The sequence below is a fragment of the Paenibacillus sp. plas6 genome (assembly GCF_057221655.1).
Genome location: NZ_CM170151.1, coordinates 2,861,906 through 2,888,177 on the forward strand (window position 1 = coordinate 2,861,906; position 26,272 = coordinate 2,888,177).

At 38.8% G+C, this 26,272-nt stretch carries 19 protein-coding genes; 18 read left to right on the forward strand and 1 reads right to left on the reverse strand.

Annotated features, from left to right (window positions below; translation table 11 throughout):
* Positions 1-15 precede the first annotated feature (15 nt).
* The 14 genes from AC2TDL_RS12825 to AC2TDL_RS12890 all read left to right on the forward strand — a co-directional run bounded on the left by AC2TDL_RS12825 (position 16) and on the right by AC2TDL_RS12890 (position 17,478).
* The gene (locus tag AC2TDL_RS12825; RefSeq protein ID WP_484696486.1) at positions 16-897 is read left to right on the forward strand and encodes a carbohydrate ABC transporter permease; all 882 of its coding nucleotides are present in this window, start codon (positions 16-18) and stop codon (positions 895-897) included.
* Positions 897-1,727 carry a carbohydrate ABC transporter permease gene (locus tag AC2TDL_RS12830; RefSeq protein ID WP_484696487.1) on the forward strand — a complete coding sequence of 277 codons (831 nt, stop codon included), beginning with the start codon at positions 897-899 and terminating at the stop codon, positions 1,725-1,727. The genes AC2TDL_RS12825 and AC2TDL_RS12830 overlap by 1 nt, the downstream gene beginning before the upstream one ends.
* 27 nt (positions 1,728-1,754) lie before the next feature.
* Positions 1,755-3,224 (forward strand): glycoside hydrolase family 32 protein, encoded by a 1,470-nt coding sequence (locus tag AC2TDL_RS12835; protein ID WP_484696488.1) that lies wholly within the window; start codon positions 1,755-1,757, stop codon positions 3,222-3,224.
* Positions 3,225-3,234: 10 nt separating this feature from the next.
* The gene (locus AC2TDL_RS12840; protein ID WP_484696489.1) at positions 3,235-4,200 is read left to right on the forward strand and encodes a carbohydrate kinase family protein; all 966 of its coding nucleotides are present in this window, start codon (positions 3,235-3,237) and stop codon (positions 4,198-4,200) included.
* A 143-nt stretch (positions 4,201-4,343) separates the two neighbouring features.
* Positions 4,344-5,099: an alpha/beta hydrolase family protein gene (locus AC2TDL_RS12845; RefSeq protein ID WP_484696490.1), complete on the forward strand. Its 756-nt coding sequence runs from the start codon at positions 4,344-4,346 to the stop codon at positions 5,097-5,099.
* A 114-nt stretch (positions 5,100-5,213) separates the two neighbouring features.
* Positions 5,214-6,161 carry a tRNA dihydrouridine synthase gene (locus AC2TDL_RS12850; RefSeq protein ID WP_484701171.1) on the forward strand — a complete coding sequence of 316 codons (948 nt, stop codon included), beginning with the start codon at positions 5,214-5,216 and terminating at the stop codon, positions 6,159-6,161.
* Positions 6,162-6,355: 194 nt separating this feature from the next.
* Positions 6,356-8,515: an alpha-galactosidase gene (locus AC2TDL_RS12855; protein ID WP_484696491.1), complete on the forward strand. Its 2,160-nt coding sequence runs from the start codon at positions 6,356-6,358 to the stop codon at positions 8,513-8,515.
* A gap of 90 nt (positions 8,516-8,605) precedes the next feature.
* The gene (locus tag AC2TDL_RS12860) at positions 8,606-10,408 is read left to right on the forward strand and encodes a cache domain-containing sensor histidine kinase (protein ID WP_484696492.1); all 1,803 of its coding nucleotides are present in this window, start codon (positions 8,606-8,608) and stop codon (positions 10,406-10,408) included.
* 5 nt (positions 10,409-10,413) lie between these two features.
* On the forward strand, positions 10,414-11,967 hold the full coding sequence (locus tag AC2TDL_RS12865) for a response regulator transcription factor (protein WP_484696493.1): 1,554 nt from the start codon (positions 10,414-10,416) through the stop codon (positions 11,965-11,967).
* A 114-nt stretch (positions 11,968-12,081) separates the two neighbouring features.
* Positions 12,082-13,038 carry an ABC transporter permease gene (locus AC2TDL_RS12870; RefSeq protein WP_484696494.1) on the forward strand — a complete coding sequence of 319 codons (957 nt, stop codon included), beginning with the start codon at positions 12,082-12,084 and terminating at the stop codon, positions 13,036-13,038.
* A gap of 16 nt (positions 13,039-13,054) precedes the next feature.
* On the forward strand, positions 13,055-13,942 hold the full coding sequence (locus AC2TDL_RS12875) for a carbohydrate ABC transporter permease (RefSeq protein WP_484696495.1): 888 nt from the start codon (positions 13,055-13,057) through the stop codon (positions 13,940-13,942).
* A 74-nt stretch (positions 13,943-14,016) separates the two neighbouring features.
* Positions 14,017-15,711 carry an ABC transporter substrate-binding protein gene (locus tag AC2TDL_RS12880; RefSeq protein WP_484696496.1) on the forward strand — a complete coding sequence of 565 codons (1,695 nt, stop codon included), beginning with the start codon at positions 14,017-14,019 and terminating at the stop codon, positions 15,709-15,711.
* Positions 15,712-15,829: 118 nt separating this feature from the next.
* The gene (locus AC2TDL_RS12885; protein WP_484696497.1) at positions 15,830-16,804 is read left to right on the forward strand and encodes a glycosyl hydrolase; all 975 of its coding nucleotides are present in this window, start codon (positions 15,830-15,832) and stop codon (positions 16,802-16,804) included.
* Between the two features lie 155 nt (positions 16,805-16,959).
* Positions 16,960-17,478, forward strand: coding sequence for a GNAT family N-acetyltransferase (locus tag AC2TDL_RS12890; RefSeq protein ID WP_484696498.1), 519 nt, complete (start codon positions 16,960-16,962; stop codon positions 17,476-17,478).
* A gap of 600 nt (positions 17,479-18,078) precedes the next feature.
* Here the strand turns inward: AC2TDL_RS12890 and AC2TDL_RS12895 are convergent.
* On the reverse strand, positions 18,079-18,666 hold the full coding sequence (locus tag AC2TDL_RS12895) for a GNAT family N-acetyltransferase (RefSeq protein ID WP_484696499.1): 588 nt from the start codon (positions 18,664-18,666) through the stop codon (positions 18,079-18,081).
* A gap of 169 nt (positions 18,667-18,835) precedes the next feature.
* Here AC2TDL_RS12895 and AC2TDL_RS12900 point away from each other — a divergent pair, with 169 nt between their 5' ends.
* The 4 genes from AC2TDL_RS12900 (at position 18,836) to AC2TDL_RS12915 (ending at position 26,271) form a co-directional block, all read left to right on the forward strand.
* Positions 18,836-19,462, forward strand: coding sequence for a hypothetical protein (locus AC2TDL_RS12900; RefSeq protein WP_484696500.1), 627 nt, complete (start codon positions 18,836-18,838; stop codon positions 19,460-19,462).
* Between the two features lie 317 nt (positions 19,463-19,779).
* On the forward strand, positions 19,780-23,049 hold the full coding sequence (locus tag AC2TDL_RS12905) for a pullulanase-associated domain-containing protein (protein ID WP_484701173.1): 3,270 nt from the start codon (positions 19,780-19,782) through the stop codon (positions 23,047-23,049).
* A gap of 107 nt (positions 23,050-23,156) precedes the next feature.
* Complete coding sequence (locus tag AC2TDL_RS12910; protein ID WP_484696501.1) at positions 23,157-24,914, forward strand: sensor histidine kinase; 1,758 nt, start codon at positions 23,157-23,159, stop codon at positions 24,912-24,914.
* Positions 24,907-26,271, forward strand: a complete 1,365-nt coding sequence (locus AC2TDL_RS12915) for a response regulator transcription factor (protein ID WP_484696502.1) — start codon at positions 24,907-24,909, stop codon at positions 26,269-26,271. Before AC2TDL_RS12910 ends, AC2TDL_RS12915 begins: the two co-directional genes overlap by 8 nt.
* The last annotated feature ends 1 nt before the right edge of the window (position 26,272 follow it).

Consider the following 26,272-nt stretch of genomic DNA (forward strand, 5'->3'; position numbering starts at 1 on the left):
GGATTGTGATACAACATGATTGCTGAAAAGGGCTTATGGGATCGGCTCAAATCAAGGCTACTTTTTACAGGTCCAACTACGTTTATTTTTGTAACAGTTATTATCATCCCGTTCCTTTACGGTATTTTTCTTACCTTTACAGACTGGGACGGAATTGCTACTAGCTATAATTTTGTTAAATTTGATAATTATGTCGAAGTATTTTATGATACGGCATTTTGGCAATCTTTTGCTCGTACATTAAAGTACGTTTTTGCATCTGTTATTTTTATTAATTTAGTCGCTTTTTCCTTAGCTTATATTCTTACTAGACGAAGAAAAAGCAATTTATATCGGACAGGATTTTTTGTGCCAAATCTAGTTGGCGGTATCGTGCTAGGTTTTATTTGGCAGTTTATTTTTAACCATTTAATAGTAAACGCAGGTAAATACTTTGGCATTTCACTATTTGAAAATACTTGGCTAGCTGATCCTCAGCGTGCTTTATGGGCATTAGTCATTGTCACAGTATGGCAATATGCTGGTTATATGATGGTCATTTATATTTCAGGACTAATGAATGTTCCAAAGGATGTTATGGAAGCTGCTGAGATTGATGGGGCAATTGGCTGGAAACGAATGAAAAATGTAGTTTTACCGTTAATGGTTCCTGCTTTTAGTGTTTGTATTTTTCTATCGTTGCAGCGTGCCTTTCTAGTATATGAGGTTAACCTATCGTTAACTTCCGGCGGACCTTTCAAAAGTACAGAGCTGGTTTCAATGTTTATATACAATAAAGCCTTTTTAGCTCGTGATTATGGGGTAGGTCAAGCAGAGGCATTTGTTCTATTTATTATCGTAGCAATGATTACGTTATTGCAGGTTTACTTTACGAAGAAGATGGAGGTGGAATCCTAATGACAACAAGTGTAAAGAAGGTTTGGACAGGAGTAAAAAGCATTTTACTTTTTGTTGTATTAGTGTTGTTTATTTCACCTTTCTTCGTCATTCTGCTTAACTCTTTTAAGCAAAATAAAGAGATTACAAGTAAACCATTTGCGCTCCCTGCTAAATTTAATCTGGATAACTATATTACTGCATTTGAAAAAATGAGCTATTTTCATGCTTTTGCAAACTCTTTAATAATTACGGTTTGCAGTGTGTTATTAATCGCTTTGTTTGCTGCAATGACAGCACACTTTTTTGTTCGTAACAAAAGCAGGCTAAATCAAGTGATGTTTATGTCGATGGTCGCAGCAATGATTATTCCGTTTCAAGCGATTATGATTCCGCTTGTGCAAATTTATGGCTCACTGGATTTAATGAATAGTAAGGCTGCTCTAATCTATTTATATATTGGCTTTGGTACTTCACTAGCCGTATTTATTTATCATGGCTTTATTAAAAGTATTCCGCTTGAATTAGAGGAAGCGGCAATGATTGATGGTTGCTCTAAAATTCAAACGTTCTTTAAGATTGTCGTGCCGGTTCTTATTCCAACAACAGTAACGATTTCAATATTAAATGTGCTTTGGATTTGGAATGACTTTTTGCTTCCTTCATTAGTGTTAATAGAAGCGAAACAACGGACATTGCCGTTATCTACCTTCTACTTTTATGGTACCTACACAGCAGATTATGGTCCGTTAATGGCATCATTGCTATTAACAATTTTGCCGGTAGTCATCGTGTATTTGTTCGCACAACGATACATTATTCAAGGCGTAATGCAAGGTTCAATCAAATAAAATAAGAGGTACAGGATGGAGAAGAAGATGACCTATACAACTAAGATGGCAGACGCATTTATTGAAAAACATAAGCATCGTATCGATAATACCTATCGCTTGAATTATCATTTAATGGGGGAACTAGGCTGGATAAATGATCCTAATGGCTTTGTTCAGTTTAATGGAAAGTATCATATGTTTTATCAGCACTATCCATATGCCGCAGAATGGGGACCAATGCATTGGGGACATGCGGTTAGTGATGATTTAATTACATGGGAGTATATGCCGATAGCATTAGCGCCTGATATGCCGTATGACCGAGACGGATGCTTTTCAGGCAGTGCAATAGTTAAAGATGGCAAACTTTATTTAATGTATACAGGTCATATGATTACAGGACCTGATAAAGATCGAGACTATACGCAGGTACAAAATATCGCAGTTTCAGAGGATGGGATTCATTTTACAAAAATTGCGCAGAATCCCGTTATCTCAAGTGAACAAATCCCTGATGGGGTAAGTCAACATGACTTTAGAGATCCGAAAGTATTTTACTATAACGATGCGTATTATGTTGTGTTAGGCTCCAATGATTCGCAAGGTAATGGCTTAGTTTTACTTTATACCTCTACTGATTTAATTCACTGGAGCTTTGTATCAATTATGGAAAAAAGTGAAGGAGAGATGGGCGATAACTGGGAGTGCCCTGATTTCTTTCCATTAGGTGATAAAGAAATATTAATGTGTTCTCCGCAGCGTATGCCATCACAAGGACTGGATTATCACAATATCCACTCCACAGTATATATGTGGGGCAAGCTAAATGAGCATGGCACGTTTACGAAAGAGGGCTATGCGCCAATGGATCAAGGCTTTGATTTTTATGCTCCGCAATCTACGCTAGATGATGGGGGCAGAAGAATCATTATGGCTTGGATGGATACATGGAATAACCGTATTGTTACTCAGGAGAAGCAGCATCATTGGGCAGGGGCATTAACGCTGCCGCGTGAAATGCTATATAACGAGCAAGGGCAAGTCATTTTTCGTCCGCTTAAGGAAATTGAAAAATATAGAGGGGAAGCCTATACTTTTGCTGCCTGCGAGCTTAAAGGCGAGTTAATTTTACCTTTTACAGGTGATTGCTACGAGCTTCACGCAGAAATCTCTGTTCAGCAAAGTAAAGCTTGCGGTATAAAGCTTAGAGCATCAGAGCAAGGAGATTGCTATACTTCTCTAGAGTTCGATGCTGAACGTCAAATCTTTTCTTTGAATCGTGAACATAGCGGCGAAGGAGAAGGCGGAGTAAGACAAACTTATTTGCAATTAGAAGAAGGCAAGCTTAAGCTGCAGGTCTTTGTAGATAAATCTTCGGTTGAAGTATTTTTGCAACAAGGCATCAAGGTAATGACAGCTCGCATTTATCCGCCAAATGATGCAAAAAAAGTGGTATTGTTCTCAAATGGTACATGCTATCTCGACACCTTAACGATTTGGGAGTTAAGGATATAGGAGGGTCAACATGAGCACGGTATTTACAATTGGTGAAGCGCTTATCGATTTTGTACCCAGTGAGGTTAATTGTTCATTAAAGGATGTAACTACCTTTCAGCGAGCAGCAGGCGGAGCTCCAGCGAATGTTGCATGTGCAGTGGCTAAGCTCGGCGGGAAAGCAAGCTTTATTGGCAAAATCGGCGAGGATCCCTTTGGTGATCATATTGTTGAGGTTTTATCGCAAACGGGCGTGGACACCTCTTATATTTTTCGGACATCGGTCGCAAATACTGCTTTAGCGTTTGTCAGCTTGCAAGCAGATGGACAAAGAGAGTTTTCCTTTTATCGCAAGCCGAGTGCTGATATGTTTTTGCGAGCAGAAGAAATCAAACAGGAATGGTTTCGCAAAAATGACATCTTACATTTTTGCTCTGTCGATTTAATTGATGCCCCTGTAAAGAGAGCGCACATACAAGCGATACAATATTGCTGGGAGCAAGGAGGGTTTATTAGCTTTGACCCTAATGTTCGGCTTAACTTATGGGAAGATGAGCAGGAACTGCGCAAGACGATACTAGAATTTTTGCCTTTAGCCGATCTTGTGAAAATTAGCAGTGATGAGCTTTTCTTTATTACAGGGATAGAGGATGAAGCTCTTGCCTTGCAATCATTATTTCAGGGTAAAGTAAAGCACATTTTATATACTCGCGGTGCAGCAGGAGCTGAATGGATTGCGCAAAATTTCCGTGCTTATGTTCCGTCGCACAAAGTAAATGCAGTCGATACTACTGGAGCAGGCGATGCTTTTATTGGTGCAATTTTGTATCAATTAGCGAAAGCAGAACAGGCACTTTCTAATATTCAGGTGACACAGGCTGCCGATATATTAAAGTTCGCCAATATTGCTGCAGGTTTAACTACAGAGCAATATGGGGCGATTCCAGCCTTAGTGACAGAACAGCAAGTATTAAATCATTTAGCTAAAAAGCAATAACCTAAAAGTCATGTTAGTTTACTTCTTGCAGAGAAGCGGCTAGCATGATTTTTTTATATGTTTTTTTGAAGCGCTTGCTTATAATGAAACTAATGAACTAATGGTTATTAAAACTAAACATTCATTCTATATCGGAGGCGATTATGATTAATATTGAAACGAAAGTCGTTGAGATTGAGCATCATGCGCGAAAAATATATGGAGTGTCTTATTTGCCTAAGGTTGATCATAAGTATCCTGTCGTTATATTCAGTCACGGATACAATGGTTCACATGAGCGTTTTAACCAGCATTGCGAGCAGTTAGCTCAACATGGAATAGCTGCCTTCTGTTATGATTTCTGCGGCGGCTCTGTCCAATCAAAAAGCGATCTATTAACGACGGAAATGACGATTTTTACTGAAAAGGAAGATTTAGAGGCTGTTATTGCTGCGGTAAAACAATGGGAGCAAGTAGATCATGAACGAATTTTTCTTTTTGGAGCCAGTCAAGGAGGCTTTGTTTCTGCTTTAGTAGCAGATGAACAAATTGATGCCATTAATGGACTTATTTTATTATATCCTGCTCTATGCATTCCAGATGACTGGAATAAGAGGTTTCCGACCGTTGACAGTATTCCTGATACCTATGAGTTATGGGGAATGACAATAGGCCGAGGATATTTCGAAGCTGTCCATGGTTATGATGCATTTGAACATATCGGTAAATATAATAAACAAGTGCTTATTCTTCACGGAGATCAGGATGATGTTGTGCCAGCTGCATATAGCGAGCGAGCAGCTAAATTGTATCCTCATGCAGAGCTTGTCATTTTTGCAGGAGAAGGACATGGTTTTACAGCAGAAGGAGATAAGCGTGTAATTGAACGTACACTTCAATTTGTACAAGCTAATCTATAGTGTATTATAATGAAGCAAGAGAATTTAGAGTGGAATTTATGCAGGAGGATTTGAACGTTGACTACAAATAATTTCTGGACTGAGCTACCTCGTCCGTTTTTTGTGCTTGCGCCGATGGAGGATGTGACGGATGTTGTGTTTCGTCATGTTGTCAGCAAAGCGGGGCGGCCAGATGTATTTTTTACCGAGTTTACGAATACAGAAAGCTACTGTCATCCAGACGGCATGAAAAGCGTAAGAGGACGCTTAACGTTTACACCAGATGAGCAGCCAATTGTCGCTCATATATGGGGTGATAAACCGCAATATTTTCGTCAAATGAGCATCGGGATGGCTGAGCTGGGATTTAAAGGTATAGACATCAATATGGGTTGTCCAGTCCCTAATGTTGCCAATCGGGGAAAAGGGAGCGGGTTAATTTTGCAGCCTGAGCTTGCAGCTGAAATCATTGAAGCAGCGAAAGCGGGCGGTTTGCCTGTTAGCGTAAAAACGCGACTTGGCTTTAATGAGGTGGAAGAGTGGGAAGGCTGGTTAACACATATTTTGCAGCAGGATATTGCCAATCTTTCGATTCATTTGCGCACAAGAAAAGAGTTAAGTCAGGTCGAGGCGCATTGGGAGCTTATTCCTGAAATTAAGAAGCTGCGCGATCGGATTGCACCTAACACACTGCTTACGATTAATGGAGATATTCCTGATCGGCAAACAGGACTTGCGCTTGCCAAACAACATGGTGTAGATGGAATTATGATCGGTCGCGGCATATTCAAAAATCCATTTGCTTTTGAAAAAGAACCGCGTGAACATAGTATAGAAGAATATCTTGACCTGCTGCGTCTGCAGCTTGACCTTCAGGATCAATATGCGGAGCTGCTTCCACGCTCGATGTCAGCACTTCAGCGCTTCTTTAAAATTTATGTGAAAGGGTTTCGCGGTGCAAGTGAGCTAAGAAATATGCTGATGCAAACGAAAACGACCGATGAAGCTCGCGCTCTATTGGATAGCTTTATGGCAAGTCGTGCTGAGGAAGAGAAAAAAGAAGAACATATGGAAGAACAATAAACTATAGACTATTAAGAGAGGGGAACCCTCTCTTTTTTAGATAGATCACCATAACAAAATTTATAATAGTTATTTTAAACTTCTAAAGTTATGCTAACAAAAATAAAAAAACTATTGTTATTGAAAACGTTCTATATTATCATTGTCAGAAGAACGACTAAGTAAAATGGGAATGATGATGGGGGGACGATAAGGTGGCAATTTATATTAATGAAGAAAAGCAAATTTTTCATTTGCAGGCTGGAGACGTTAGTTATGTTATTCAAATTATTGACGGATATCCCGTCCATGCATATTGGGGACGGCGACTTCATCACGATAGCAATCTAGAGAAATTAGCCCCTTTTACCGAAAAAGTGTTTCTTGATACGACACCGCAAGAGTATCCTCAGTATGGATCTGGCGATTTTCGCTCTCCTGCTTATCAAGTTCAACTTACAGATGGCAGCAGAATTACAGAGCTTCGTTACAAGTCATATACGATTATTGCAGGGAAGCCTGCGCTTGATGGATTGCCTCACGTCTATACAGAATCAGATAATGAAGCATCAACATTAATTTTGGAGCTGCAAGATCCATATTGCGGTCTTACCGTAGCTTTACAATATACGATTTTTAATAGCGGAGCGATTACACGTTCAGCAAAGTTTTTCAACAATGGAAACAGCTCGCTCAAGCTGCTTAGAGCTTTAAGTGCAAGTGTTGATCTTTTTGGCAAAAGTAATTATGATTTGCTTTATTTGGCGGGTCATTGGAGTAGAGAAGCGCATTTGCAGCGTCGACCGCTTGGACCAGGAGGAACAAACCTGGGCAGCCGCAGAGGGGTGAGCAGCCATCAGCATAATCCGTTTGCTGCAATTGTTAGTCCAGAAGCTGATGAGGATTACGGTGAAGTGTATGCTATGAATTTAGTATACAGCGGCAATTTCCATGCTGAGGCGGAGGTTGATGCATTTGGAACTGTACGAATGGCAATTGGACTTAATCCATTCGATTTTGCTTGGATGTTGGAGGCCGGGCAGTCGTTTCAAACTCCAGAGGCAGTTTTAGTTTATTCAGCCGAGGGACTTGGCGGAATGTCGCGCATTTATCATCGTCTATATCGTAAACGGCTTTGTCGCGGCATTCATCGTGATCGTGAACGTCCAATACTTGTTAATAACTGGGAAGCGACTTACTTTAATTTTACGGCTGATAAAATTTTGCAAATTGCACAGGCAGGTGCGGAGTTAGGCATCGAACTATTTGTACTCGATGATGGATGGTTCGGACAACGGGACAGCGATAATTGCTCACTTGGTGATTGGGTTGAAGATCGCCGTAAGCTGCCGAATGGTTTGAAAGACTTAGCACAACAAATAAATTCGCTTGGCCTGAAGTTTGGCTTGTGGGTGGAACCAGAGATGATTTCACCAAACAGTGATTTATATCGTCAGCATCCTGATTGGTGTCTGCATGTTGAAGGGCGACGCCGTACAGAAGCACGCTGGCAGCTAGTATTAGATCTATCTCGCCAAGAAGTAAGAGATTACTTATACGATGCACTCTCTAAAATATTTCATGAAGTCCCAATTGCCTATGTAAAATGGGATATGAACAGAGGATTGACGGAAATCGGATCTTGTGTTGCTTCACCTGAGCACCAGCAAGAAATTGCCCATCGTTATGTACTAGGCTTATATGAGCTGCTTGAACGAATAACGACTGCATTTCCTCATATTTTATTTGAAAGCTGCTCAAGCGGCGGAGGGCGCTTTGATCCAGGTATGCTTTATTATATGCCGCAAACATGGACGAGCGACAATACGGATGCTGTAGAAAGACTAAAAATTCAGTACGGAACGAGCTTAATTTATCCTGTTAGCACGATTGGCGCTCATGTGTCAGCAGTTCCAAATCATCAGGTAGGCAGAGAAACTTCGCTGAGAATGCGCGGTGACGTAGCAATGTCTGGTAACTTCGGCTATGAGTTAGATTTAACGAAGTTTACTGAAGATGAGAAAGCAGAAGTGAAGAAGCAAATTGAAATGTATAAGCAAATTCGTTCACTAGTTCAGCAGGGAGATTTATATCGTCTCCGCAGTCCGTTTAAAGGAAATGAGACAGCATGGATGTTTGTGTCAAGCGACAAAACAGAAGCACTTGTGTTCTTTTTCCGTGAATTGGCAAAACCTAATCCTGCACCAGAGCTACTCAAGCTTAGCGGTATTGATGATACATTAACGTATCAAATTGAAGGACCTGACGGAATTGTCGCTACAATGAGAGGAGATCGCTTAAAATATGCCGGCTTACATATTCCACATCTTAAGGGTGATTATGTAAGTATTTGGTTTAGATTGAAGGCAGTTTAAGATAAAAAATGATGCTGAGGATGCCGCAAAGCTTAGGCTTGCAGCATCCTCATCGCTTTTTCAGTAAAGAGGAGGAGAGGTGTCATCTTAATGCAACAGTTGCTTCATGTTCGCAGCAAAATAAAGAATTATATGAACAACATAAGAATAAGGAAAAAGCTGGTGTACTCCTACCTCTTCGTAGTATTTCTACCTGTTTTAGTTATCGGCTATTTGTTAACAGATACGCTTCGCAATCAAGCCATTGAACATGCTGTAGCCCAAGCAACAAATAATATGGAGAAAGTAAAGCGGCAAGTTGAGGAAGCATTAAAGATTCATGAAGGGGTGTCAAATAATTTATTTTTTGATAAGCATTTAATGGAGATTGTAGCGAAAGTCTATAAAGATAAGACGGAAATTTTCCATGCTTATCGAGAATATAAAACGTTTACAAACTATTTGGATCTTTATAAAGATATTGCAGACATTCAGCTTTATGTAAACAACGAAACTTTACTTGAGAACTGGTCTATTTTTCGTGCGGATTCTGAAACGATGTCGGCTGCTTGGTTTCAACAAGGGATAGCTGCGCGCGGGAAAAATAGTTGGCATTTCATAGCTAATCCGACTAAAAATCATGAACCCTATCTTAGTCTTGTCAGACAGGTATATAAGCTAGATATGGACTATATTGGCATGCTTGTCATTAGTGTTAAGCCCGAAGCGTTGTACGCAATCCTTGAGCAAGAACCATTTGATACATTTCTTTATTTAGATGATGGAATGATTGTTACTGCGAAAAATCGAGAGTTGATAGGCAAGTCGATTCAGCAATATTTAAATGTACAGGATGAGCTGCCGCAGGACACGGAGCAACCTCTGTCTATTCAATTAGAGGATAAGCCAGCTAAGCTTCTTGTCGATTCGATTAAATTAGAAACGAATATTGACAGTTTACATCTCGTTAGTGTAATTCCAGAAACTTTAATTTTACAGGATGCAAACAGAGTTAGTTTCATTGCATATGTCATAGTTGGTTTAAGTCTATTAGCTTCTTGTGCGCTAATTTTTGTTTTTTCTTCTGCAATGAGTAAGCGGATTCGTGAATTAAGTTACGATATTAAGAAAGTTTCACGCGGGGATCTAAAGCACTTCTCTCGTATAGAGGGGAACGATGAGATTGGTCAGCTTTCCCGTCATTTTAATGGAATGGTTAGCAATATTGCTGATCTTATGCAGCAAGTACGAAAGGCGGATGAAACACGGCATGAGCTGGAGCTAAAGCAAAAAGAGATTCGCTTTAAAATGCTGGCAAATCAAGTAAATCCTCATTTTTTATTTAATGCTTTAGAGACGGTGCGAATGAAGGCACATTGCAACGGTCAAGAGGAAATTGCTGATATTGTAAAGTCGCTAGGGACGTTACTGCGCAGCAATTTAGAGGTAGGACAAGCAGCAGTTTCCTTTCAATCCGAGCTTGAGCTTACTCGGATGTATTTAGAAATTCAACATTTTAGATTTGGTGCTAAGCTGTCATACCGTCTGCCAAATCCAGCAGAGATTAAAGATTTTAAGGTATTACCGCTTTTGCTGCAGCCAATTGTTGAAAACGCAATTATTCATGGGATCGAACGAAAATTAACGGCTGGCTTAATAGATGTTACTGTTAGTGAGGATACAGAACATTTTTTTGTTACTGTCAAAGATGATGGTGTAGGCATAAAGGAAGAGAAGCTGCAGCAGTTAATGAACACTTTAGCGGATCAAGAGGATGACACGGGTAAGCGTATTGGACTTAGAAATGTTGATCAGCGGATGAAGCTTCATTATGGTCCGCAGTACGGTCTTACTATCCTTAGTAAAGAGGGAAGCGGAACAACGGTTATTCTTACATTTCCAAAAGGAGAATAAGCAACATGTATAAGGTAGTAATTATTGATGACGAACCTATTATTCGCCAAGGATTACGAACAATTGTTGATTGGGAAAATTTTCATATTGAAATATGCGGTGAAGCCGAGAACGGAATTGAGGGATTATCACTATGCTGTGAGCTAAAGCCCGATCTTGCAATCATTGATTTAAAAATGCCGGGCTTAGATGGAATTGAGTTAATCGAAGAGGCACGACGTTTAGGAGTTGAGACTGATTTTATTGTATTAAGTGGATACTCTGAATTTACGTATGCGCAAAAAGCTACAGAGTTTGGCGTGCGAAGTTATTTAGTTAAGCCAATTGAGCCTACTCACCTTATCGCGAAGTTACATGTATTGCGCAATGAATGGGAGGAAAGAGATAAGCTTAAAGAGCAATGGCAAGTCACTGCTAAGCTTCGTGTTGAACACGCGCTGCAGAAGCTTTGCGAGGATGAATCAGGCGCATTTTTAGCAAATGCAGCTCCATCAGAGCTAGCTCCTTTTCTAACTTCTGACGGGAAGTTATGGGGAACTTATCATCTTTATTTGCTTGGCGAGGAACGAGAGAGAGCGAGCTTAACGATATGGAGACAATTACAAAAATTCATTGAAGAGCAAATGAGCGATACTAATCTTTGCGTAACCGGCTTTATAAATCAATATTTGGTGGTACTAACTGATAGTCATGAGCTTTGTCAGCTTGTTAATAGCTTAGTAGCGGACAAGCAACAGTTTGTGAATATACAGCTTGTCGTTGCCGCGGGTGAGCCAGTTTCTTATTTATCGGATATTTCTCTTGCTTACCGTGAAGCTAGTCAAATGATGAAAGATAGATTTTTATATGATAGACAGGGCAGTGCAATTATTAAAGAAAAGCTTTGTGAGGAAATTGGCGGTGAAGTTTCTATTGAAAGTTATGCAGCTAAAGCGGCAGAGCACATTGCCGCTGAGGATGAAGCTGCGATCCGGCAAATGATGCTTTTATTGGAGCGAAAGCTGCGCTTTTCAAACTGGGAAGAGGATACAATAAAATCAGCATATGCTGCTTTTTATACTGAAACTGTAGGGCATCTTGCTGCCATTGATGACAAAGTTCGCAGCTATATTCAACCTTTACATAACGTTGCAGAGCAGTTAAAGCTTTGCTGCACATTGCATGAAGTTAGTTATTATATTGAACAGGAATTTTATCGGTTAACTGCAGGCTGGAGCAAAATGCGCAAACATGATACTTTTTCACAAATATTAGATTATATATCCGATCACTATGGAGCTGGCTTAACACTGGAAAGTATAGCTCGTACCTTCCATTACAATAGCTCGTATCTTGGAAAGCTGTTTAAGGCACAAACAGGAAAAACGTTTAATGCATATTTGGATGAGGTTAGGATGAAGCAAGCAAAACGGTTGCTGGCACAAGGGGCAAAAGTATATGAGGCAGCAGCTGCAGTCGGCTTTGCTAATGTTGATTATTTTCATGCAAAATTCAAACGTTTAGAAGGTGAAACTCCATCGGCTTATCGTGAGAGATGGAGAGGCGGTCAACGCTCATAAAGAATATCTAATTTTTATATGAATAACCTCCGAAACGTCTCGTATTGTAAACGCTACATTTTCTTTATAGTAGGAAATGTAGCGTTTACATCATTAAAGGAGCGTTTCACAGAAATGAAAACAGAAAGTATCTCCCACGTAAAGACAACAAATTCAAGAGCCAAACGTTCACGTTGGAAAATCGTGTACGAGCAGCGATATTTGTTTTTGATGTCAATTCCCTTTATTGTTTTAGTCTTTATTTTTAACTATTTACCGCTTTGGGGATGGACGATGGCTTTTCAAAACTATAAGCCAGGTTTCTCATTTTCCGATCAGCAATGGGTAGGCTTGAAAAACTTTATTGACATTTTTCATGATCCGCAATTTTACCTTGTGCTAAGGAACACATTAGCCATGAGTATTATGTCTTTAGCTGCTGGTTATACCGTTCCTGTTATTTTTGCAATTTTACTAAATGAAATTAAATTGTCATTTTTTAAGCGGACCATTCAGACGGTTTCCTATTTGCCGCACTTTGTTTCTTGGGTTGTAGCGGCAGGGATTATTACAAAGATGCTATCAATGGACGGTATCGTTAATGAATTGCTAATGTGGCTCAATATTACCGATGCACCAATTCAATTTATGGCTAAAGGAGAATGGTTCTGGTCAATTGTAACTCTATCAGATTTGTGGAAGGAAATGGGCTGGAACTCAATCATCTTTTTAGCAGCTATTTCAGGTATTGATCCAGAGTTATATGAAGCTGCGACAGTAGATGGGGCTAGTCGTTTTCGACGGATGTGGCATATTACGCTTCCGGGTATTCGTCCAACAATGATGGTAATGTTAATTCTGTCTATCGGCTGGCTGACAAGCATTGGCTTTGAGAAACAGTACCTTTTAGGCAATAGCTTAGTCCTTGATTATTCGGAGGTATTGGATCTTTACATTCTAAACTATGGTATCGGCATGGGCAGATTCTCGTTTGGTACAGCGCTTGGCATTGTCAACTCGATGGTGGCGATAACATTGTTGCTCCTTTCCAATTGGATTTTCAAACGAATTACCAAAGAAAGTGTTATTTAGAAGGAGGATGCAATAAATGAAATATCGTTTAACATCAGGGAATATTGCTTTTAACGTTTTTCTTTACGGATTTATGTTGATTGTTGGCGTAGTGACGATTTATCCCTTTCTCAATCTGTTAGCTATTTCATTTAACAATTCGTTGGACACGGTAAGAGGCGGGATCTATATATGGCCGAGAATGTTTACTTGGAGTAATTACGAGCAAATTTTTATGTATAACGATTTACTGACTGCGTTCAAAAACTCTGTTATTCGTACATTGCTAGGAACATTTCTTGGACTGATTAGCGGCTCAATGCTAGCTTATGTGCTTAGCCGCAAAGATTTTATCGCACGTAAGCCAGTTTCCTTATTTTTTGTCCTTACGCTTTATTTTTCAGGCGGCTTAATTCCAGGCTATATGCTTATGCGAGATTTAGATCTAATAAATTCATTCTGGGTATATATCTTACCTGGCATCGTTAATGCATGGAACGTATTTGTTATTCGTTCTTATATGGATGGCTTGCCGCTAAGCTTGCAAGAATCTGCCAAATTAGATGGAGCTAGCGACTTAACTATTTTCTTTAAAATCATCCTGCCACTTTGTAAGCCGGTGTTAGCGACGATCGGTTTGTTTGTAGCAGTTGGTCAATGGAATTCTTGGTTTGATACTTTCCTATACAACAGCACAAACCCAGAGCTAACTACACTGCAGTATGAATTAATGAAGATTTTATCTGATACACAAGCGGACAGCTCTCAAGCTAGAATGGGCAACAGTGAATTTATTAATCAGGTTTCACCAGAATCAGTGAGAGCCTCAATTACGATGGTTGCTACTGTACCAATTTTGCTTGTTTATCCATTCTTACAACGTTATTTCGTCAAAGGTTTAACGCTTGGCGCAGTTAAAAGCTAATAGCTAGGATTCATCAACATCGGGTACTAACAGGAAACTGTTAAACCAATATAAAGATAACTGGAGGGGTCTTCATGAAAAAGTTTGGAAAATGGCTAGCACTTCCATTAGTAGCATCAATGCTTTTCGTTTCTGCATGTTCAGATGGAACGAATGGCAATAGCACAAATGCTAGCAATGCGGGTAAAGGAGGCGAGTTGGGTGACGACTTATATCCTATTACCATTACGATGTTTAGCGCAGTAACCAATACTCAATGGGATAATATGGAAAGCCCTGTCGGTCAAAAAATAAAAGAGCTGACAGGAGTTACATTAAAGCCTGACTATCCCGTGGGCGATCCAATGCAAAAGCTATCATTAATGGCTGCCAGTGGAGAGTACCCTGATCTCATTTTTGCGAACAATAATGTAAGCACCATTATTAATGCAGGCGGATTAATTGATTTAGCACCACTTATTGAAGAATATGGGCCAAATATTAAAAAACTTTATGGGGATTATTTAAATCGACTTCGTTGGAGCAAGGATGATCCATCAATTTATTTCCTTGGCACATATGGTGTGAATGAAGTTCAATGGGAGCCAAAGGATGGTTTTATGTTGCAGCATGAAGTAGTGAAGGAGCTTGGTTATCCTGAATTAAAAACAGTTGAAGATTTTGAAAATGCGATTCGCACATATATGGAGAAGCATCCAACAATTGATGGTCAACCTACAATTGGACTAACCTTGCTTGCCGATGACTGGAGAATTGCTCAATCTGTAACGAACCCTGCTGTATTTGCAACTGGCGGTTCTGATGATGGTGAATGGTATATTGATGATGAAACGAAAGTTCCAGTTATTCATTATACTCGTCCTGAGGAAAAAGAGTACTTTAAGTGGTTAAATCATATGTATAATACTGGACTTATTGATCCAGATAGCTTTGTACAAAAATACGATCAATATAAAGCAAAAATCGCTTCTGGACGTGTATTGGCACTTATCGATTCTGAATGGCAATTCCGTGAACCTGAACAAGCACTTCTGCAAGCAGGCAAACCAGAGCGTACGTATGGCATGTATCCAATTGTGCTTAATGAAAATTTCAAAAATCGCAACTTCCAAAGCGCGGGATATTCAGGCGGTACTGGTGTAGGAATCTCCACTAGCGCTAAGGATCCGGTACGAATTATTAAGTTTTTAGACTGGTTATGTTCAGAAGAAGCACAGATTCTAAACAACTGGGGAATTGAAGGCGTACATTACACTATTGATGAAAATGGCAAACGTGTTATTTCTGAAGAAGAAATGCAGAAGCGTCTAACAGATCCTCAGTATAGCAAGAAAACAGGCATCGGAACGTATTTATATCCATTCCCTGAATATGGTGTAGGGGTTGAGGATTCAACTGGACAAACCTATAAAATCGATTCTAAAGAACAAATTATTGCTAAATATTCAGATATTGAAAAAGAAGTTCTTGCAAGCTATGGAGCAACAATGTGGATGGATCTTTATCCTAGTGTTGATGAATTCCCAGTTAAACCTTGGGGTGCTGCATGGCAAATTAACATTCCACAAGATTCTGACGGCGCATTAACGATGCAGAAGCTCAATGATGTAGTTAGAAAACGCATTCCAGAAATGATTATGGCTAAGCCTGAGCAATTTGATGGATTATGGGATTCTTTCCAAGAAGAATTAATTAAAATTGGCGTGCCAAAGCTGGAAGAGGAGTTCCAATTGCTACTTAATGAGCGAATTGAAATGTTTAATGAGTAGTGAAGGATAACATACAACCTGGCGGACTGTCTCGAAGAGACAGTCCCTTATATTATTTCAAAACGTTATCATAAATCGTTTTTTGACAAAATCATCATACTAGATAGGAGAAGAAAAAATGAAGCCAATAGACTATATTTCACCATGCAATCCAAAAGCAAGTGAGGAGGTTAAAGCTGTCCTTCGTTACTTTCATGAGCTTTCTGGGAAAGGAATTATTACAGGGCAACATACGCAAACAACTGTGCAGAAGGAGCTTAAATTTATTGAGAAACATACAGGTAAACTTCCTGCTTTATGTGGCTTTGAATTGCTTGCTTATTCACCTGGCATTAATTATACAGATTTAGGTGAGGACTGCTTAATAGAAATAGAAGAGAATAAAAATACATTAGCTACTGCATTAGACTGGGCAATGAATAAACGAGGATTGCTAACTTTCACCTGGCATTGGTTTTCTCCTTTTGGCAGTCGTGATAAAGGATTTTATACAGAAAATACAAGTTTTGATGCATCGCAAGCGATTATTGAAGGGACGAAGGAAAATAAGGCACTGCTAGCCGATATGGATCATATGGCAGAGCTGCTTAAGCAATTTCAAGCAAAGCATATTCCAATTCTTTGGCGTCCGTTCCATGAGTCAGAGGGGCAATGGTTTTGGTGGGGAGCGAAAGGACCTGAAGCAGCAAAACAGCTCTATCGGATTATGTATGATCGCTACACGAGCTATCATAACTTAACGAATTTAATTTGGGTTTGGAACTCTCCTTTGCCTGAAGGCTATGTTGGGGATGATGTTTGTGATATTATTTCCCGCGATCTGTACCCGCCAAAGCATACCCATACTGATTTAAAGAATGAATTTTATGAGTTAATTAAAATAACGCCAACGAATAAATTAGCGGCACTTGCCGAAATAGGTGTCCTGCCAAGTTTGCCTATGTTGTCTGAATCGCGCATCCCTTGGCTTTGGTATATGACATGGTCAAATGACTTTGGTGCATCCGAGGAATGGACAACGATTGCGGAGCTGCGCAAAGCATATCATCATCCGTATGCAGTTACATTAGAAAAACTGCCTAAGTTGTACTAAGCTTTAATAAAGTAGTAAAGTAATATAAAATAAATATGTTGTTTCGTATAAAATATGAAGTTAGATTACGAATAATAGAGACTAGCAGCTAGCAATATATTTTTCTGCTAGCCTTTTTTAATTATTTTGGAGAAGTCATTGGAGGTATAAATGAAATGAGCGATATTATTATTCGCCGCGCAACGCGTGATGACTTAGAAGTGCTGCAAAGCATTAGTATTCAGACATTTATTGAAACCTTTTCTGATGTAAATACAAAAGAAGATATAGATAAATATGTGAGCGAGGATTTAAGTCTTAGTAAATTAGAAAGTGAGCTTAACAATTCTGCTTCGATATTTTACCTTGCAGAGCTTAATGGAAAGGCTGTCGCTTTTTTGAAAATAAACTTTGAGGCTGCACAAACAGAGGAAGGATATTCGAACTCGTTAGAAGTGCAACGGATTTATGTACTGAAAGAATATAAAAGTATGGGAATCGGCAAACTGCTAATGGAACAAGCATTGCAAGTTGCAAAACAAGATCAGCTAAGCTACATTTGGCTTGGCGTATGGGAAAAGAATACTGCAGCAATCCAATTTTACGAGAAACGAGGATTTGTGAAATTTGGTGAACATATCTTTAAGCTTGGCAACGATGAGCAAACCGATTACTTAATGAAGCTGAGCTTGTAAACTGTTGAAAACAGTTCCAGCACTTTTACAGCATCATTTACAATGTTCTCCTAAGTACAGTAAATTAGCTTTAAATTAGACGAGCGCTCCGATTGTAACATGCGGAGCGCTCTTTATGTTGTCCCGAGTCGTTCCTTGCACACGTGAGGACGACTGCAGTGTTCCTGCTTAGACGATAACTATAGTTAATCATTTTCTAAAACAACAAAAGCCCTACCTCTCTTTTGTCCTTGCGGCTCCGAAGACCGCGCCAGTGTGAATCAGAAATACCAGTCAATTCTTTACTTTCTGGGTTATTAAAATAAGGAATTTAGTGCCGATTCGGTTAGGAGAGTTAGCATCTTATGAGGAACAATACGTTGGGTTAACTAATTTATTGATTATACCTTAAAAATTCATATAATGCAAATTTTATTTTAGCTTTACTATTCTGGGGAGAGTTTGTATAACTTTTCTGGATGCAGTGGAAAATAAAAGTGCTGGCGCAGGAATAGTTAGCTCTGAAAACGAGACGAGGCACCTTTAAACCTGATTCATATAAATTTTTAAATAAGAATGAGTCAGGTTTAGGGCGTGCCTTCTAGACTCTTTTTCAAAGGATTACTTAAACTCAACTCCGCGCACCTGTGAAAACACCTTTGTATTGCATAACCTGCCATTCCAATCTACCATATCATTTCGATACGTACCTTCATACGTAAAGCCTGCTCGTTCTGCTACTCTAGCACTTCTTATATTCCGTTCATCACAGCGGATACTAATACGATTAGCACGCAGCTCATCAATCGCAAATTGAGTAATCCGCCGAACCATCTCTGTTATATATCCTTTTCCTTGCTCAGAAGTTCTAATCCAGTACCCGATTTCCATACTGCGATGATGCCAGTTAATCGCATGCAGTGAGCTATTGCCTATATAGTGTCCTTGTTCTTTATGAAAAATTAAAAAGGTAAAAAGGCTGCGTTGTAAATAATTAATTCGACTTTCTCGAATATAAGCTTCTGTTTCTTCAGGAGATTGAATCTGTTGTGCCCAAATCATCCAAGGGCGCAAATCATCAATGCTTTCTCGTATTGCTTCATTGACGATCTTTCCATCCCCGAATAAAGGTGCACGAATGATTAATCGTTCACTTTCTAATTGCTCAGGAATGTCCATTAAAAGCGGATTATTCTCTGTTTGATTCATCTTATCAGCTCCTTCTGAAATGATTTCAACTACTGTAACATGAATAAAAGTATGAATTCAATAGTTATTTCGTAATGTGAGATAATTACTAGTTTTACAATAAGATATAAATATGTAAAGATATACATAGTTTTGAAAAATAAAAAACGTTGGCAGCAGAGGTATTTAGATGAGTAGCAAGTATAAAATTGGCGTTACTGTTGTGTTAGGTATACTACTAATCATTGGTATAGGCTTTGTGATCGACAAGCTTAATACTAGTCATTCTTCAATCGTAGATAAATTCAAAAAACGTATTTTTCAAAGAGTTGATGTAGAAAGATTGTATGAAGAAACACCTTTTATTTTTGAAGCAGGCAAACAATTGACAATGTTCACGCCCTCTAAGGAAACGCAATTAGAAATCGAAAATCTTTATTTGCAAATTGATACGATTGAAAGTGCAATAGAGGGAGATGGTGGAATTATAAAAAATCGCAATGCCACAGTATTCCCTTACGATTTTCACTTTCAGTTATACGACTATTTGTATACGAAAGAAATAAATATTCATGCGAAGGAAAGAGTGCGTGTAGCAGTATTAGGAGAACTGGATGCTGAACAGCAAAGCGATGAAATTTATTTTGATGTTATTTTATATGTTGATAATATTAGCTACGGCATCCGTCGATTCGAAGCGGGAAAATGGGGATATTCAGATTGGTTCGATGTCCCTGCTGGTAAGCTAAAGTTAGTGCTAGTTAACACTAACCCAAATAAAATCACAGGCTTTGGAGCTGTGTTTGTTGGGGAATAAAACAAAGGAAGCGGTGAGTCATCTCCTTCAAAAACGATGCTGTTTAGAACTTCAGTATCATCATGATGTTCTGAACAGCTTTTTTGCAAGGAGGGAGATGTATAGCTAAAAATAGGGTAGAACATTTTTAATCACACTTTAAAAGTTTGCAGAATTATCATCCTTAGTTAAGTAATAGCGTCTACCTTATAACTTACTTCTGAATGGTATATTGAAAGTGTAAACCAAATGCGCTAAGCCATTAAAGGAGGCGGTAAGCACTTTTTTGAAAGCGTTGTACTTAACGATAAATGGATAAAGGAGAGGTCTATTTGAAAATGAAATGGTGCAAAGTTTTTGCTCAAGTGATGATAGGCTGTATAATTGTTGCTTGTTTTTCAAGTGCTTCAATTTCTTCAGTTGTACAAGCAGAGGATCGCTCATCATTTCAAGAGAATCAACAAGACATCCCAGAACATACATTAAGGGTGCATTATCAAAATAAAAGCGGGAATTACTCTGATCTTGGCTTATGGGTATGGGGAGATGTAGCAACCCCTTCCGAGGCAGTTGCAAGCTGGCCCAAAGGGGCTACGCCATTTGAAAGTAAGCTGACAGACTTTGGAGCATATGCAGATATTCCTTTGAAAGCGGATGCAAACAAGGTTAACTTTTTAATGGTTAACCGTGAGACAGGAGTTAAGGAGGGGCATGAGATTTCTGTCGTACTGATATCGCCTGAGCTCAATGAAGTATGGATCAAGGAGGATTCCAGCGAAGCTTTTTTGTGGGAGCCTGTCATTCTTCCAGAGAATACAGTCCGCATTCATTTACTTCGTTCTGATCAACATTACGAGGATTGGGGCTTGTGGCTATGGGGTGACGTTATCACTGCCTCTGAAGCGGTTGGGAGTTGGCCAACAGGGGCAACACCATTTTCAAATGAACGGACAGATCGCAACGGCTCGTATATTGATGTTCAGTATAAAAACAATGCACAAATGATTAATTTTATTGTAGTCAACCGAGGAGATGGAACAAAAGATGGCGGAGACCGAGCATTTACGATGTTAAAGGACCATAATCATATTTTTTTAAAGGAAGGAAATCCAGGAGTGTTTACATCGCCATATATTTCAAATGTGGAAGAAAGTTCAGCGTATTTTCCAGAATGGTCTAAAGATTCTACGATTTATGAGGTAAATGTTAGACAGTATACAAAAGAAGGAACGTTTAAAGCTTTTCAGGAGCATTTGCCAAGACTGAAAGAGTTAGGTGTTGAAATATTATGGTTCATGCCAATCTTTCCTATTTCAGAAGAAAAACGGTTAGGCTCCTTAGGTTCGTATTATGCGCCAGCAAGCTTTACGGATGTTAACCCTGAATTTGGCACACTGAGTGATTTTAAGCAATTAGTAGATAAGGCTCATGAGTTAGGTTTTAAAATTGTATTGGATTGGGTAGCTAATCATACAGGCTGGGATCATGAATGGATTGAGCATATTGACTGGTATGTACAAGACGAGAGTGGCAACATTGTATCGCCGAATGGCTGGTCCGATGTAGCAGAATTAAATTTTAATAATGCCGATATGAGAAAAGCGATGATCGATGCAATGAAATTTTGGGTTGAAAAATATGATATTGACGGTTATCGCGCTGATCACGCTGCAGGTGTTCCGCAAGACTTCTGGGAAGTAGCACGAGAAGAGCTTGATGCGATTAAGCCTGTATATATGTTAGCGGAGGACGAGTCGCAATATCAATTTTTAAAGAAAGCTTTTAACGCCAATTACGGCTGGGATTTATTTTATAACGTAATGCTAGGCATCGTAAAAAGAGAAAAGGGAGCAGGTGACATTAAGTCCTACATTGAACGAAACAAAATGCTTTATCCAATAGGCTCCTATCCAATGTATTTTACAACTAATCATGATATTAACTCTTGGGAAGGGACAACTAGAGAAATGCTTGGCGATGCAGAACAGGCATTGGCTGCTTTAACGTTTACGTTGCCTGGCATACCACTAATCTATTCAGGCCAAGAAGTAGGTTTAGATAAAAGATTGGAGTTTTTTGAGAAAGATGAAATCGACTGGAGCGGTCAAAGAGCCCAGGAGATGACTAAGTTTTATAAGACACTTACTGATATGAAAAAGAATAACGAGGCGTTATGGAATGGCAGCTTCGGTGGAGAACTGCAATTTCTTGAAGTCGAAGATGAACGAGTGCTGGCATTTGAACGTGAAAAGGATGGAAATAAAGTCATTACGATAATGAATTTAAGCGGTGAAGCAATAGAAACCAAGCTTAACCTTAATACATCAGCAGGCAGCTATTATGCTTATTTCGCTAATCAAACAGTTAAGCTGGATGAAGTGTATACAATCAGCTTAGCGCCGTGGAGCTATTATATTTATTCTAATAAGCAGCCTGTTGTGACTGAACCGCCGACAAAACCAACAGCCCCTCCAAGCAATACTGTAGCAGACCCTGCATCAGCTCCTATATCTGATACTTACGTAGTGGAAGCAGAGGAATTACGCAAGCTTGAAGATACTCAGTCTATTATAGTGCCCGCTTATCAAACGAAGCTTGCTTTACCGATCAATAGTGCGGAATTACTTGGTGATCGTACATTGACCGTTCAATTCCAAGGAGTAGCAGTAACTGTTAATAGTGCTGTTTTGCAGGAGGCAAGAGATAAAGGCACCGATGACAGCAAAATAGTGCTGCAAGTGAATAAAGCATCAGAACAAGCAGCTGCTCAAGCGCTGCAAAGACATCAATCGGAAGGGACAAACATTCGTTATATAAGCGGTCTATATGATTTCTCCTTGCTGGTTATGTCAGGCACAGACATCATTGCAGTGCTAAATACGATTACAGAACCGATAACATTAAGCTTTGATCTAACTGGAACTTTTAATGCGAAACTTACTGCTATGTTTAATATCGACTCGCAAAGTCAGCTTCGCTATATCGGAGGAACAATACAAAATCATCAATTAATCGTGAACATTAATGAGCTTAGCTCTTACGGTGTGCTTGAGCTGGATAAAAACTTTGCAGATGTAACTCAGGAAGATGAAGCTTTACTGGCCATAAAAGTATTAGCTGCAAGAGGGATCGTTCATGGCATTACATCAAATTTATTTGCACCAATTAAAGAAATTAAGCGTGCAGAGCTGACAGTAATGCTTGTAAGAGCGCTTGGGCTAGAAGTGGGACAAGGCAGCAACTCGTTTAACGATGTAAACGAAACCGCATGGTATGCAGCTTATATTGAAGCAGCTTATCAAAACGGCATTGTAAAAGGAAACATCAATCAAAGCTTTGACCCTAACAAGCCTGTTACAGCAGAAGAGATGGCGCTTATGCTTATAAGAGCGTATCAGCTTTTATATGGCGATAACTCAATTGCTGCTTTAAATGATGATGCCGCTGTATCAACCTATGCTGACACTAGTTTATGGGCGATCGAGCAAGTAAAGCTGGCAAATGCCCTCCAATTATTAGGTGATAATATCGAAAATATAGAAGCGAAGTCCTTTGTTACAAGAGCTGATGCTGTACAGTCAATCTATCGACTGTTAACAATTCAATAATATGCTAGAGTAATAATCCCTTGACCAATCTATGGTTTTGGGATTATTCCTTTTATCATTTTTACTAGCTAGTATAATAGAAACATAGATAAAGGAAGGAGGAGCTTGTGATTTTTAAATACATTCTTAATAAATATAGAAAAATACCGTTTAGAAGAAGAATAATTGGAATTTTTTTACTTAGTGTATTAATTCCGTTTATAGGTTTGGGCTTAGTTTCATTATTTACGATTAACTCTATTATTACAAACAAGGTGATGGGGTCATTTCAAAGCATGCTTAAACAAGAAATTATCGGCTTAGAAAATACGTTAAACAATTTAGGCCATGTCTCACAGCAGCTTGCCTTTGGTGTGAGTACGAATCGAATGCTTGAGCAGTATTATTTTGAAAAGGATTTATTTTTGAAGTCTCGTTATCGTAATGATTTAAAAAGTGATTTAAATGTTGTTACTTTCTCCAACCCAAATATAGGTTTAACTTTTTTCTATTTTCCAGATCGAAAAGAATATGATTTTGAAAATTTCTCTGTAAGAGATTCATTTGATATAGAAAAGCTGCCCGTTATGGAAACGTATCCAGAAATTACATATTACGGTCCTCATCTTAGTAATAATCGCTCTAACAACAGTCTTGTATTCAGTACGGTAAGAAAATTAAATGTAAGTCATGAGGACGTGTATGTTTACATAGAAACTGGGTTTAAAACGACAAATGCGATTTTTAAACCCGAGGATACGATTCCTGAGGATACAATTAAACAGTCCCGCCAACTGCTTATGCTGAATAATTCTGGCGAGGTGATTTATAGTCAGAATGATGCGCTGTTTCCAGTAAAAAGTGTATTTCCGTTTTTGAATGAGCAAGAGAAATCAGGAGAATATGGTGATTATGTTTGGTTTAAAGAAGTAAGCAATCAAGGCTGGAGTCTAGTATCGATTTTTCCAAAGCAGTCGATGAATAAGGAAAGGAATCAGTGGCTCGTTCAATTTACGTTTTATTTAGTAGTTTTGTCGATTGCAGTTATTATTATCGGAACCTTATTATGGCGTATGGTTTATAAGCCGCTTGAAAAATTCAATTATGAAATTAAAACGCTAATCAATTCCAATGTTAAAGAAAATACGGATAGAATTCATATACCAGAATTTGATTATTTGCTTTTTAAAACTAGAGAAATGAAAAAGAAAATTTGGGAGTTATATGCTCAAATTGAACAAAAAGAAAAGCGCAGAGCCGATCTTGAAGTGGAAAAATTAATGTATCAAATTAATCCTCATTTCCTAATGAATACGCTTGATACCGTTCATTGGCTGGCGATGATGAATGGTCAGAAAGAAATAGATAAGCTTGTCCTATCATTAAATCGCTTGCTTCAATACAATTTAGGAAAAATGGGCGAGGAAACGACGATTGGCCGCGAGATTGAGGCTGTTAAAGAGTATTTGCAGTTGCAAAGAATTCGTTACGACTTTAATTTTGATGTTGATATTGATGTTGATGATGAGGCAATGTCCTTACCAATCCCACGCTTTATATTACAGCCTTTAGTTGAAAATGCTCTGTATCATGGTGTAAGTGATGATGGTTACATCCATGTCGATATTCGATTAGGTGATGCGTTACATATTACGATTCAGGACAATGGATTTGGCATGACTGCTGAGGAGGTCAACAAGCTGTTAAATGAGGAAACAGTGGAAACTCAAAAGGTAGGCATGGGCATTGGATTGAAATATGTGCTGCGTATTCTAAAGGCGAATTATGGAGATAAAGCTACATTTACAATAAAAAGTGAAACAGGGAAAGGAACAACGGTCTTTATGTCTTTACCTATTAAACGAGGTGATATACAGCATGATTAACGTTTTAATTGTCGATGATGAAAAGATTGTGCGCAAGGGACTCGTTACGTTTATTCCTTGGGAGCAATTTGGCATGAAAGTTGTAGGAGAAGCGAATAATGGAGAAAATGCATTGGAGTTTCTTGAGAAGAATAAAGTGGATTTATTATTTACCGACTTAGCTATGCCTGTCATGTCAGGGATTGAATTAATGCGCGAAGTAAAAAAACGATTTCCACATATTCAAATTGTGGTGCTAACGCTGCATCAAGATTTTGAGTATGTTCAAGAGGCTTTACGTTTAGGAGCAATCGATTATATTGCAAAAACTGAGCTTGAAAAGGAACAGTTTGAAGATATATTGGGACGAATTGTGTCCTTATTAGATATGAAAAAAATAAAGGGGCAACCCTCCTTTGTCGATGAACAGAAACAGATAGACGAAGTATTTGTCGCCTATTCTACAAAGCAGCATGAAGAGGACGGAGCGGAAGATTTCCCTTCAAAGCACGGGGCGATAGAGGTTGAGGAGGGAGCTTGGTATTGGACATTCCATCCAGAGCAATTTATTGCTACTCATACTGATTTTGCTTTTGTATGTATTCAGGGATTAAAAGATCTGGATCGGAAAAGTATTCTAAAACTAATTCGTAATTATCGAAAAAATGGTTTATTTTATGACTATCATCCAAGGCGCGGACTTTACTATCTTCATAGCAGAGAGATCGGCTCGCCAGTTTTAAACGCTGATAATGATTTACAGGAACTTAAGGAAATGTGGCTCCGCTCAGATTGGATTTTTGAGAATGCTGTCTTTCAAACTATGGTGCAAAACTTAAAGGAGCTTCGGCTTCCTTCAATCCGCCTTACTAGATTATTTTTTTCCTTAACAGACGAATGGAATCGAATCTATGGCGCTATGCTGGAGCAGCCGATTATGATAGAGGATTCCTTTTCCTATTATGTGGAGTTTGAAGCTTGGTTGAATGAAACAAGGGAGAAGATTTATGGGGCTAGTGTGAAGCCACAATTTTCTAATGAGATTCAATCAAGTATAGCTAAAGCAAAAATGATCGCGCAAACTGAGTATAATAAGCCGCTTACAGCAGGGGAGGTCGCAAAACGAGTGAATATGAGTTTAAGTTATTTTAGCCAATGCTTTAAGCAAATTGTTGGACAAACTTTTACAGATTACTTGCGTGACATTCGGATGGAAGCTGCAAAAACTTACTTAGTCAATACGACGAAGACGATTCAATGGATTGCTGAAGAAGTAGGCTACACTGATGAAAAATATTTCAGTCGGCTGTTTAAAGAACATATCGGACTTTTGCCTAGTGATTATAGACAAAGCAATATTACAGAGAAGTCGAAATAAC

Bases quoted from the DNA above. Each gene is read 5' to 3' on its own strand.
- AC2TDL_RS12825 (WP_484696486.1), top strand. From the start codon at position 16: ATGATTGCTGAAAAGGGCTTATGGGATCGGCTCAAATCAAGGCTACTT.
- AC2TDL_RS12830 (WP_484696487.1), top strand. From the start codon at position 897: ATGACAACAAGTGTAAAGAAGGTTTGGACAGGAGTAAAAAGCATTTTA.
- AC2TDL_RS12835 (WP_484696488.1), top strand. From the start codon at position 1,755: ATGACCTATACAACTAAGATGGCAGACGCATTTATTGAAAAACATAAG.
- AC2TDL_RS12840 (WP_484696489.1), top strand. From the start codon at position 3,235: ATGAGCACGGTATTTACAATTGGTGAAGCGCTTATCGATTTTGTACCC.
- AC2TDL_RS12845 (WP_484696490.1), top strand. From the start codon at position 4,344: ATGATTAATATTGAAACGAAAGTCGTTGAGATTGAGCATCATGCGCGA.
- AC2TDL_RS12850 (WP_484701171.1), top strand. From the start codon at position 5,214: ATGGAGGATGTGACGGATGTTGTGTTTCGTCATGTTGTCAGCAAAGCG.
- AC2TDL_RS12860 (WP_484696492.1), top strand. From the start codon at position 8,606: ATGCAACAGTTGCTTCATGTTCGCAGCAAAATAAAGAATTATATGAAC.
- AC2TDL_RS12865 (WP_484696493.1), top strand. From the start codon at position 10,414: ATGTATAAGGTAGTAATTATTGATGACGAACCTATTATTCGCCAAGGA.
- AC2TDL_RS12870 (WP_484696494.1), top strand. From the start codon at position 12,082: ATGAAAACAGAAAGTATCTCCCACGTAAAGACAACAAATTCAAGAGCC.
- AC2TDL_RS12875 (WP_484696495.1), top strand. From the start codon at position 13,055: ATGAAATATCGTTTAACATCAGGGAATATTGCTTTTAACGTTTTTCTT.
- AC2TDL_RS12880 (WP_484696496.1), top strand. From the start codon at position 14,017: ATGAAAAAGTTTGGAAAATGGCTAGCACTTCCATTAGTAGCATCAATG.
- AC2TDL_RS12885 (WP_484696497.1), top strand. From the start codon at position 15,830: ATGAAGCCAATAGACTATATTTCACCATGCAATCCAAAAGCAAGTGAG.
- AC2TDL_RS12890 (WP_484696498.1), top strand. From the start codon at position 16,960: ATGAGCGATATTATTATTCGCCGCGCAACGCGTGATGACTTAGAAGTG.
- AC2TDL_RS12895 (WP_484696499.1), bottom strand. From the start codon at position 18,666: ATGAATCAAACAGAGAATAATCCGCTTTTAATGGACATTCCTGAGCAA.
- AC2TDL_RS12900 (WP_484696500.1), top strand. From the start codon at position 18,836: ATGAGTAGCAAGTATAAAATTGGCGTTACTGTTGTGTTAGGTATACTA.
- AC2TDL_RS12905 (WP_484701173.1), top strand. From the start codon at position 19,780: ATGAAATGGTGCAAAGTTTTTGCTCAAGTGATGATAGGCTGTATAATT.
- AC2TDL_RS12915 (WP_484696502.1), top strand. From the start codon at position 24,907: ATGATTAACGTTTTAATTGTCGATGATGAAAAGATTGTGCGCAAGGGA.